Origin of the sequence: Roseovarius lutimaris (assembly GCF_900115165.1) — a bacterium.
Taxonomy (GTDB): domain Bacteria; phylum Pseudomonadota; class Alphaproteobacteria; order Rhodobacterales; family Rhodobacteraceae; genus Roseovarius; species Roseovarius lutimaris.
This window is the reverse complement of the sequence record NZ_FOVP01000052.1, coordinates 1-8515: the sequence shown is the minus strand read 5'-3', so window position 1 is coordinate 8515 and position 8515 is coordinate 1. Positions and strand designations below refer to the sequence as shown.

Annotated in this window: 8 protein-coding genes and 2 pseudogenes; 4 read left to right on the top strand and 6 right to left on the bottom strand. The window is 51.1% G+C overall.

Annotated features, from left to right (window positions below; all coding sequences use genetic code 11):
- Positions 1 to 206 (top strand): integrase core domain-containing protein (locus BMZ91_RS20630; RefSeq protein ID WP_143076433.1); only part of this gene is annotated, 206 nt, incomplete at its 5' end.
- 285 nt (positions 207 to 491) lie between these two features.
- Here the strand turns inward: BMZ91_RS20630 and BMZ91_RS20625 are convergent.
- From BMZ91_RS20625 to BMZ91_RS20610, 4 genes are all read right to left on the bottom strand, one after another.
- Positions 492 to 1742, bottom strand: a complete 1251-nt coding sequence (locus BMZ91_RS20625) for an NAD(P)/FAD-dependent oxidoreductase (RefSeq protein WP_092842464.1) — start codon at positions 1740 to 1742, stop codon at positions 492 to 494.
- Positions 1743 to 1870: 128 nt separating this feature from the next.
- Complete coding sequence (locus tag BMZ91_RS20620; RefSeq protein WP_092842463.1) at positions 1871 to 3163, bottom strand: TRAP transporter large permease; 1293 nt, start codon at positions 3161 to 3163, stop codon at positions 1871 to 1873.
- A 31-nt stretch (positions 3164 to 3194) separates the two neighbouring features.
- Complete coding sequence (locus BMZ91_RS20615; RefSeq protein ID WP_092842462.1) at positions 3195 to 3668, bottom strand: TRAP transporter small permease; 474 nt, start codon at positions 3666 to 3668, stop codon at positions 3195 to 3197.
- A 62-nt stretch (positions 3669 to 3730) separates the two neighbouring features.
- A complete protein-coding gene (locus BMZ91_RS20610) occupies positions 3731 to 4750 on the bottom strand; it encodes a TRAP transporter substrate-binding protein (protein WP_092842461.1) in 1020 nt (339 codons plus the stop codon).
- A 614-nt stretch (positions 4751 to 5364) separates the two neighbouring features.
- Between BMZ91_RS20610 and BMZ91_RS20605 the strand changes: the two genes are divergently transcribed.
- From BMZ91_RS20605 to BMZ91_RS21300, 3 genes and pseudogenes are all read left to right on the top strand, one after another.
- Complete coding sequence (locus BMZ91_RS20605; RefSeq protein ID WP_092842460.1) at positions 5365 to 5934, top strand: helix-turn-helix domain-containing protein; 570 nt, start codon at positions 5365 to 5367, stop codon at positions 5932 to 5934.
- A gap of 476 nt (positions 5935 to 6410) precedes the next feature.
- A complete protein-coding gene (locus BMZ91_RS20600) occupies positions 6411 to 7439 on the top strand; it encodes a dipeptidase (RefSeq protein ID WP_092842459.1) in 1029 nt (342 codons plus the stop codon).
- A 249-nt stretch (positions 7440 to 7688) separates the two neighbouring features.
- Positions 7689 to 7826 (top strand): annotated as a pseudogene (locus BMZ91_RS21300) (transposase); the annotation flags it as partial.
- Between the two features lie 27 nt (positions 7827 to 7853).
- Here BMZ91_RS21300 and BMZ91_RS20590 read toward each other — a convergent pair.
- Positions 7854 to 8087 (bottom strand): annotated as a pseudogene (locus BMZ91_RS20590) (GTA baseplate fiber-binding domain-containing protein); the annotation flags it as partial.
- A gap of 110 nt (positions 8088 to 8197) precedes the next feature.
- The coding region (locus tag BMZ91_RS20585) for a transposase domain-containing protein (RefSeq protein WP_143076432.1) at positions 8198 to 8515 on the bottom strand (318 nt) is incomplete at its 5' end.

Below are 8515 nucleotides of genomic sequence, written 5' to 3'. Positions count from 1 at the left end.
AGAACGGATATTGCGAAAGCTTCAACGCCCGTTTCCGCGACGAATTGCTCAATGGCGAAATGTTCTACACCTTGCGCGAGGCACAAATACTGATCGAGCAATGGCGAATCCACTACAACACCGTCAGGCCGCACAGCGCATTAGGTTATCGACCGCCCGCGCCAGAAAGCATCGTTCCGATAGACCAGAGGCCCACAATGCACTAACAATTAACCTGGACCACCCGACGGGGGCACGCCAGGCGACCACTTTTTACCGCCCCGTCAACTTTCGGGCATAGCTCATGCCGAATGCAGAAAGAGTACTATTAATAACATAAAGGCAATAGGTTGAAAGGGTTCGTTCCCAGTCGCTTCCGCTCCGCCACAAACCAGTCGCGAACCCGAGACGAGGCCCCAGTGCGGGTCTTTTTTTCTTTGTGTATCAAAGTGGTTTAACGTGGCTAGGCTTTGATGCCGCAATGGTTTTTCACTGTCGACTTATCACGACTCTCATCCTTGGTGGAAGCGTTGCGAACCTATTCCGGAGACGTTCGGTGTACGCTCTTTGCCTGTCACGATATCTGTCACCATACGGCCGGTGAGGCCGCCTAGTGTAAGACCGATATGCTGATGTCCAAACGCGTGGATAATGCGATCCGAGACCGTCGAAGGGCCAATCACGGGCAATGCGTCTGGCAATGTTGGGCGGTACCCTAGCCAATCATCGGCATCTCCATCAAGCGACCCAAACATTTCGGTGGCGCGCCGTCGCAAATAGGCTCCGCGTTCCAGGGTCGGCGGGGCATTCAAATCATCCAGCTCGACCGTGCCAGCAAATCTCAGACCAAGCTCCATCGGCGTTGCATACAAACCCGCCTCTGCCCAGCCTACTGGGCGTGACAGCTTGTTGCGATGATTGGCATAGGTCACATGGTATCCACGTTCCACGCCGAGCGGAACTTTTTCGAGGCCAGCACCATCAATCGACTTGCTGTGGGCCCCTGCCGCCACGACAAAATGCCCTGCGTTAACACTTGTGCCATCAGCAAGATTTGCAGTTGTGCCGACATCGTTGAAAGTAACAGAGTTTACAGACGATAAGAGAGTGACGCCCCCTAATTCGGCGAACCGCCTTTGCATACGTTCAACAAGTTTTTGGGGATGCAGAATAAAACGGGTGCCACGAAATCGGAGACCGCGATAAATGGGCATCTGCAATGCGGGCTCAAGCGCACGAACGTCGCTTGCATTCAGTTCCTCCATCTCAACACCTTGGCGCCTGCGAAGATCATTGCCTTTAGCTGCGCCGTCGAACCCCTTTTTCGTAGACCAAACGTATAAGCAGTCTTCCTCAACCATGAGGTCTTCCGCTTTAATATCTTCAATCAATGGGTCTAGCCCTGCATCAGCTTGTCGAAGCAATGCCCCCAGCTCCGCACCGATTGCATCAACGCGGCTCTGGCGGCAATTCAGCAGAAAAGACAACATCCAACGCCAGTGTTTCAACGCGTATAGATAGTTAATAGTTAGGGGGCTCTGCTTGCTAAAAAGCAGGCTTGGCAGTGATGTTATCACCGAGGGGCTGTTGATCGGCACACATGCATAGGTCGCCATCGTGCAGGCTGATCCAAATGTTGTACCACTCCCCGGCGAGTTCGCATCGCAGATCACGGCCTTAAGTCCGCGACGCTGCGCCCATAAAGCCGTAGACATACCGACGATACCTGCTCCGGCAATCGCGACATCGTATTGATTGGTCATATCTTCAGTCTCTCACTGCTGGAAGTGGTTCCCAGACCTTCATTTTAATGCTCCGCACCATACCCATTTTGCGATGACCTAACGGGCGATCAGCAATCAAAATGCGTTAAAGTTAAGCGCCTTGATATCTATTGATATGCAAGTCCCGGAAGGAACAGCACGATTTGAGGGAACGCCGTAAGCAAAGCAATAGTACCGAGTAACAGCAACCAATATGGCAATGAAGCCATTGCAGCTTGCATAAGCGTAACTTTACCTTCGGAAATACCTGTAAGCACAAATAGATTCATGCCCACTGGCGGCGTAATCATCCCGATCTCGATCAAAATCGTTATGACGATCCCAAGCCAAACCGGATCGAATCCGACCCCGACCATGACAGGAAAGACGACTGGAAGCGTCATCAGCATCAGGGAAATTCCATCGAAGAAACACCCCAGGACCAGATAAATGATACTAACGGCAATCAAGATTGCAATCGGGCTTAGCCCCAGCGTTTTCACCCAAGACAGAAGCTGGAATGGCACGCCCAACAGTGAGATGGATTGTGCGAGAATGATAGCGCCCAGCATAACAGTACCAATTGCGACAAAGACGAGAGTACCATGTGAAAACGCATCCCACAGAGACTTCCAAGTGAGCGTTCCCCAAGCGTACCCCAGCACCGCAGCCCCGACGACCCCCAAGCCAGCGGCTTCGGTGGGTGTTGCCAGACCAAGGTAGATGGTCCCCAATACAGCCATCACAAGACCACCTAGTGGCCATATCCGCACGAGCGCTGTGATGATTTCTCTAATCGTGTATCTGGTTTCTTCTTCTGGCACGGTCGATGGGTGCCTCAGCGTGTTGAATACGATAAACGCCATCATGATCAGCGTGAGTAGAATACCTGGAATAATCCCAGCCATGAACAGCTTGCCGATCGAGACTTGCTGCGTTGCGCCATAAATCAACAGTGCCAAACTTGGCGGAATAAGAAGGCCAATCGTCCCACCGGCGGCCAAGGTGCCCACAACTGTTTTCGGGTCATATCCTCGGTTTACAAGTTCGGGATAAGCGACCGATCCGATTGCGGCCGCTGTCGATGTGCTGGCCCCGGATACTGACCCAAATATCGTGCAAACGACGATGTTTGTGTGCAGCAACTTTCCTGGCATTCGCGCAAAGACAGGTGCAATAGCCGAGTACAACTTGCTGCTCACCCCGCTCCTTAGCATGATTTCACCCATAAAGATAAAGAGTGGAACAGCACTCAACGTGAAATCCGTAAAAATGTTCCAGACCGAAATCATCGCTAGATCTGTCGCGCCACCCACTGCAAAATGCAGCACGGCAAGCCCGGTTAAGCCTAGCCCAACTCCGATCGGTAAACTTAAAGCCGCGGTCAGAAAAAAACCAGTAACAAGAATTGCCACAAGCATTTGCGCACTTCCCTTTCTTAAATTCCAAGCATTAGGTGTCGTGTTTGCTGCGAAATAGCTGAGCTATGGTCGCGACAAGCGCGAAGGCGCAGCCAAGCAGGAGGGTAAATACCCAAGGCCATAGAACCATCCGGCTTTCTGCCGTTTTGGCCCCCAAATCGTAAGACACCATAAAGTAATCCCAGCTCAAGAAGCAGAGATACCCAAAGAAGAATGCCGTTATCAGATTGGACAGCTTAAGTGACACCCGACGCGCCCGAGGGGCCAGTTTTTGCCTAACAATATCGACCTCGATGTGCGCTCTTCGCATCGTCACCGAACCCATCGCGATAAAAACCATCACGATAAACAACAACCCAACAATATTCTCGGTAAAGCTAAAGGGAGCACCGACAAGGTAACGCATCACCGAAGACAAAAAGACAAATATCGACATCAGGATCGCTATTATGGTTGAGAGCGAGAGCAGTGCCTTATCGACGGCTTGGATGAGGGGATGTGCCAAATTGATTATCCTGTTCCATTTGAGGAGAACCAGCGACCGGTGGCCGCTGGTTCGCGCTCTACTTACTTAAGTGCGTCATTCACTTTTTCGTAGTTGGCCTTCCTCTGATCGCCACCGTCTTCGGAAAGTTCGCTCCAAAGATTCCGCGCGGCATCACGGAAAGCTGCCCTATCTTCGTCGGAAAATGGCTCAAGGATGGTTCCGCCACTGCTTACGAATGTTTCCATTGCAGCGGTGTCATTTGTACCATTGACGTAATCCTCCATGGCGGCGGCCTCAACAGCTGCGCCCACCTCTACGAGAGTCGCTTGAGTTTCAGGGCTCAACTTATCAAAAGCACTTTGTGAAACAACAAACGTCCAAGGATGCAGGACATAGGGGAAAAGATACGACGCATAAGGCGCAACTTCCTGCAGTGACACGGTAACGGCTAAGCTCACAGGATAGACGGCGCAGTCTACGACGCCGGTCTGCATCGCGACATACAGCTCACTTTGCCCAATGATTTGCGCGGAAACCCCCAGTGCTTCAAAAGTATCAACATGGAATTTCTCCCAAACTCGAACTTTACGTTTGCGAAGCTCCTCAAGTGAGTTCACGGGCTCTTTACACATGATATGCGTGTCACGGGTCGCATGTCCAATGAAGCCGAGCGCCTTGATGCCAGCCGCATCATAAACTTGACCATAAACCTCTTTGAGAACCGATGCTGCATCACGCAAGGAATTTGGGTCGCTGGCGACACCTGGTGGCAGAATATATGCGAAATCTGGATTGTCTCGCGTCAGGTACCCCGGATACAAAGCCGCAGCTTGGATAACATTGCCCCTAGGCAGAATGCGGAGCATATCAGCGTCCTTGATGCCAAGGCTTCCGCCGCTGAAAAGTGTAATCGATAGATCATCAGTTGTACTATTGACCGCATCAACAAACTTTTGCGCAGTCTGGGTCTCGACTCGGCTTTCGGTGAGCGCCACGTGCATTTTCCAGCTCGCTTCTTGCGCCTGCGCAGGCAAAATACTAGCAGCCAGATAGCACGTTGCCGATATGGCCGTATTTGAGATTATTTTACTTATTTTCATAGCGTTACCCTGTTGTCTGGTTGGTTATAAGCGCAACTTGCATTTAGTATTTAGTATTTACACCAAACTCTTGGCGCTTCTAAATTTTCTGGTCCCCTAGGACGCTGAAAGCTCTCTTACGGAGCTTTTGTTTTCAGCGACACCCTATGGTTCACAAACGGCAGATTATCTCACCAAAGTGAAATATCAACATAAATTTCATTTTTATTAATGAGAACTTCGATGGGTTAGATTCCAAGCAACGCTCTGCCCCGCTACTCGCCGCTCCAACGCAAATGCATAATCTATGGCTAAACACTTCGGCTAACACGCTCATATCGCGGCCAGAGTAGAGAACCTGATGGCGCCCGAAAGCAGTCGCCACCCGTTCGAAATTCTATAAAGTTTAATCAGTGTGTAGATCAAAGCTAGACAGCATCCCTGTTTTTCGCGCATGATTGCTAATGCAAGCACAAGTAGAAACTCAAATAAGCTACCTTTGTCAGATGGATTCTGGGCGCTAAAAAGGTTGCAATCCGCGTGGAGGTTCGGTGCCTATCCGCGGACCAGATAATCACGTATACCTTATTCAAGGTATTGTTATTAAAAAATAATTAGGAGGGTTGAGATTCAGGATGGATGAGGCAGATCGTTGGATCGGGTGGAGGTTGCGCGAAAGGCGCAAGACGCTTGACCTTTCAATCAAGGAACTCGGCCAAAAAGTTGGCCTGTCGGTTGGTATGATCAGTCAAGTTGAAAGAGGCCTTTCAACACCGTCACTACGTTCACTCAGACTTCTTGCAACGGCTTTAGAGGTTCCCGTTTCTTGGTTTTTCGAAGATTCAGCCGAAGGCGGTTCGGAAAAATACATTACCCGCAGCGACAATCGCAGAGAACGTGAGTTTCATGACGCGGGCTTATTGCAAGACTTACGCTCGCCGGACTGGCCAAGCCCGTTAGAGTTTTACGAGTTTTCTTTCAATCCGGGCGCGGAGTCATCCAGCAAGACCTACAGCCATTCCGGTGAAAAAGCCGGGCTTGTCTTGTCCGGCGAGATACATCTGTGGATAGGAGAGCGTGCGCATGTTCTGCGAAAGGGCGATAGCTTCCATTTTCCTAGCACTTTGCCACACATGTTTCGCAACACAACCGATCAAGTTACAAAAATGGTGTGGATCGTTCTGTCGAAGAGCGAAGTGGCCTAATTTACTGCTTTTTTACAACTCGATGCCACGCGCCACAGTAACGCAGCCTCCTAATCGGCACCATTTATGCGCCATCAAGCCGCTTAAATAGCTGTCGACATACTGACCGAAAGCGAGGCCTTGCGGCTGGCGGCTCTTCGCTTCAGTCGAAACCAGCACCAGTAACGTGACCTCTTGAGGGGGCGCCGCCGGAAAATGGGCGCGCCACCTCAATGCAACATCCCAAAAATTCACATTTTGAGTGACATGTTGACAAGGTGAACTTTGTGGCTAAAATGAATTGTGTTGATAAAGTTCACTTTAGTGAACTCGTGGATCGACTATGTTTATACTTGGTGCCCAGATTGCTCTGCAAAATGAAGCATAGAACCGAAACAAGTAACACTTTGAACGCCACCCGCTGGAAAGTGAGATGGCGAGATCGCCAACAAAAAAACCGCAGTGGACCCGTAGAAACTAATAGATGGACTTAGAATATGAGCAAGAAAGCTAGCGAACTCACAGATGCCGAAGAGAAACGGGCCAAACAGATATTCCAAACCTCGAATGTCGTAGATTGCCTCACATATGGGCCAAGGATGGCTCAACGCGATTATCTTACCACAATGCGGGACGCCGGAGTGGCAACCCATTTTTCCGTCATGGACCACGCCGACAATCTCATCCAAGCACTAGAACACATCGCCGATTGGCATGAGATGGTATTAGAGAATGACGCGATTATCGCCAGAACCCCCCAAGATTTCACCACCGCAAAAGAACTGAACCGCCCCTGTATGATTATGGGAAGCCAGAATCCAAAGCCGTTCGAAGAAAGCCTTAGCAACGTAAGAATCCTTCACGAATTAGGCCTTCGCATCGTGCAGCTTGCCTACAACTCTCCCAACTATATCGGCACTGGCGGGTCTGAACCCGACAGCGGAGTGACCGAATATGGTAAAGAGGTCATTAAAGAAATGAACAGGGTGGGTATCCTGATCGACGTTTCTCATTGTGGCGACAAAACCGTCATGGATGCGATAAAATACTCGGAAAAGCCGATTGCGATTACCCATGCAAATCCCAGAGATCTTGTCGATCGCACCAGAAACAAAACAAAAGAGCAAATGCTGGCCTTGGCCGAAAGCGGAGGGGTCTTTGGGCTAACCGCATGGAGCAATATTTCAATGGTTGAAGAAGGGGTTCGTCCTCATCTCGAAGATTTCCTAGATATGATGGAATACGTGATCAACCTGATCGGAATCGACCATGTCGGATTTGGCCTTGATTTGACCCCTCATTGGGATTGGGCTCCCGACGACTATTACAATGAATTCAGAAGGCTCTACCCTAATCTTTCGGTGGATCGCGTTGAGGACAGAACTGTAGAAGGTCTTCACCATGTTTCTGAGATTCACAACATCTCTAGAGGTTTGGTTGCTCGGGGTTACTCGGATGATGACATTTCGAAGGTTCTTGGGGGAAATTTCATTAACCTGTTTGACAAGGTATGGAGCAACAACTGAACCACCTGCAGCTTTCCAAAATGCGAGCCGCAGGTATTGACCTGAGCCCCTAAAATGCCTCCATTTTGTGTAGAGTCCGCCCAACAAAAAGGACGGCAAATGAAGGCAATGCGCCTTGGAACGTGCTTGCTATATGAGGGCCGCACGCTCCAAGGCGCGCACACCAAACTGGCCTACTTTTGTGTCTGATCTTGCCACGGTTTAGTTCCGGTCTCTTTCGAGCAATGTTTGTTATGAAGGAGATTAAGAATGGCAACGAGATATACAGACGAGTTTCGGCGTGATGCAGGGCGTATTGCGGTTACAAGCGGCTTAACACGACCGCAAGTTTCATCAGATTTGGGCGTGGGTCTTTCGACTTTGAACAAGTGGGTTCAGAAGCATCAGCATGGAGGCTGCCGCAATGCCACGGCCATAGATATCATTGCTGACAGGCTGACTGGCCGGGCCGATGCGCCAGTTCCATGGCAGCCCGAGATCGGATTCCGCGATCGGTAGCGAGGCAAGGCTTGCGTCCAGCACCACGACCCGCGCGCGTGCGGGCACGGGATTCGCCATGGCCGCTTCCGTGCCCCGCTGGCCACGCAGCAGCCGCGTCAGGCGATAACGACCCGGCGCAATCAGGTCTGCCACATTCAACTCAAATATGCACATTTAGTGCCTATCTCCCCGTTGATGGGGTGGGGTCATTAGTAAGGGATGCGCATTGCCGCCAAATCCGCTTCCAGCGTAAGAGGCGGCTGGACAGCACTTGGCTTTCAGCTTGACGGCTGAAAATTCCAGGGGAGCAGGTCGTCGACGCGGTTTTTGGGATGACCTGCCGCGATCGCTTCGAGCGTAGATTTCAGGTAGGCGAAAGGCCCCACGCCGTTGATCTTTGCGGTTTCGATCAGGGATGCGATGCGGCCCCAGGCCCGGCCGCCCTCATCGTGACCCGCGAATAATGCATTTTTTCGATTGAGGGCAATCGGGCGAATGAGATTTTCGACGCTGTTGGAGTCGATCTCGACGCGCCCGTCCGCCAGGAAGGTTTGCAGGCCGCCCCAGTGGCGGTGAATGTAGGCCAGCTTGTCGCC